Below are 2346 nucleotides of genomic sequence, written 5' to 3'. Positions count from 1 at the left end.
GCATTCCAGATAACTCGATACTCTCCCGCCGCTCGGGGCTGGGAATCGCTCACCAGCGCCTTCACTTCCCGGCCCAGCAGGTCATAGATCACCAACCTGACTTTCCCAGGCTCAGCCAGCTGATATTCAATCGTGGTCACACCTTCAACGGATAACCGGAATGGATTCGAGTAATTCTGGCCTAGAAAATAAACGACCTCCTCAATGGTGATCCTGGCGCTGGTGGCACTGGCAAAAACACCATCACTCACGACGGTCGTGATAATGGTGCTGCCTCCAAAGTCAGCGGCTGGCTGGAAGGTCAGCCGGCCCGTCTCGCTATCGAGAGTAGTGTTTGCCGGTGGATTGACAAGACTGAAGGTCAAGTCGTCGCCATCAATATCATCCGCCGCGTAGGTAAAGACTAGCGTCTCCACTGAGGAGATAGAGGTATCGGGAATCACCCTGGTGAATACCGGGGGGTGATTTGACCGGGCGGGCTGGATGACGGTGTCCCAGAATTCCTGGGCATTATCGGCGTTTTCTTCCAGCTGCGCACTACTCCCGGCACCAACGACGGCGAAAGCGACCTCAACCGATTGCCCCGGCTCAGCAACAAATGGACCGGCAGCGGTGAGAGTGGATACATCAACAGCATCTAGGTTCGTTCTCTGGATACCCCCACTCAAATAGGCCCACTTCTCCAACTCCGTAAAACCGTCACCCGACTGTCCGCCATAGATTTCAGTCGGATTCTCTATCGCGCGATACATGAGGTCAGCATGGCGGGTCAATAGCCGTGTGGCCGCCAGGAAAGTAGGATTGGTGGCATAATTCTGCACGTTGCCCATGCTGCGCGCCGCGTCAAAGCAGGCGTAGTCCCGGGCGTTTTCATTGATATCCCAGTCAAAAAAGAGGCCGGAATACAAACTCGTCAGAACCCGGCTGCTGGTGTTGGTGATGGTATATCTGAAAATTACGAAGTCATCATAATCCGGATCGTTATCGGCATAGCTTTCCTGCCGCACGGTTACACTGATGGGGGAGGACGCCAGATTGTCGGTCAACACCACCGTACCCTCTTCATTGGCTACCTGGCCGGAAACGATAACCAGCTGCTCGCCAGGCGGCATCTCAAAGTCCTGCTCCAGCTCCTCATTGACCCCCCGAATGCAATCCGATACTCTGGTCTTAGTGACACCCACCAGCAGCCCCCCTTCAAAAAGCAGGTTGGTGCCATTATAGACGAATCCTTCGCCGGGGGACATATCGGCGAACCCTGTCCAGCCGATATTGCCTTCGGCGGTAATGGACACCCGCAACGGCCCGGTATCGTGCGAGAGGACCAGAGGCTCATTGGCATACAAAGTGAAGAGATCCCGATCCTGGTAGCTACCGGTGCTGATCTCCAGGGTGAACCGTAATGGATACTCCTCGCCCACCTGGCCGACAGTGAACTGAAAATCGACCGCGGCTGTATTACCGGACGGCAAGGATGAAATGACCGCCTCTCCCTGCGTTACTGTAATGTTCGGATCATATCGAACCAGGGCAACCGTTATATCGCTGGCACTTGCCAGGTAGTTTGTGAGAGTCACCGTGACGTCGACAATATCTCCATTCTCAATAATACCATCAGTTCCACTTTCCCGGAAAGATGTACCTGCAATGCGTATGGCCGGAATAGTAGTATCCATGACAGACCGGTAGGCATTGATCCTGCCTTTTCCCATCAAGCCTCTCAGACGGATATCGTTGACATCATCGATCGGATCGGCAGTGACCCGCACCTGCTGGGCCAATTGGTCGGGGGATAGGTCCGGAAACCGTGTTTTCACCAGGGCAGCGGTCCCGGTTGCCAGGGCGGAAGAAAAAGAGGTGCCGGAGGCATTTGCGATATAGCCGTCGCCGGGAACGGTTGTATTGAGAAACATCCCGGGGGCAAACACACCTACCGAAGCGCCATAATTCGAGAAACTGGCCTTGGTATCCGACGATTTGCCCGTGGCACCCACCGATAGGACATGCGGTGCATCAGCTGGCAGGCTGAGCACCTCATCATTATTGATGTTGTCGTTGCCCGCGGACGATACCAGCAGTGCACCACATTCGACAACATAATCAGTTATGTTCCGCATCAGCTGCAGGAGTCGCCGCTCTTCAAAGGGAGTGAGACCGATATACGTTGAACCCCAACTGGCGTTAATAATATCCGCCCCGTTCTCGGCAGCGTAGATTATTCCCTCATACCCATAACAGATGAAACTGTCCGACTCGCAGGTGGTATTAACGGGCATGAGCTGTGCATTCCAACTGGCGCCAGCTATGCCTAGGTAATTATTGGTCACCGCCGCCGCCACCCCGGCC

General features: G+C 54.8%; 1 protein-coding gene. It reads right to left on the bottom strand.

The genetic code is table 11. The features are described from left to right. On the bottom strand, nt 1–2346 hold a 2346-nt coding region (locus ACETWG_10955), incomplete at both ends, for a S8 family serine peptidase (protein ID MFB0517103.1).

The organism is Candidatus Neomarinimicrobiota bacterium, assembly GCA_041862535.1.
In the GTDB taxonomy this organism is placed as follows: domain Bacteria; phylum Fidelibacterota; class Marinisomatia; order SCGC-AAA003-L08; family TS1B11.
Note: the sequence above shows the minus strand (reverse complement) of the source record. Positions and strands in the feature narration are given on the sequence as shown.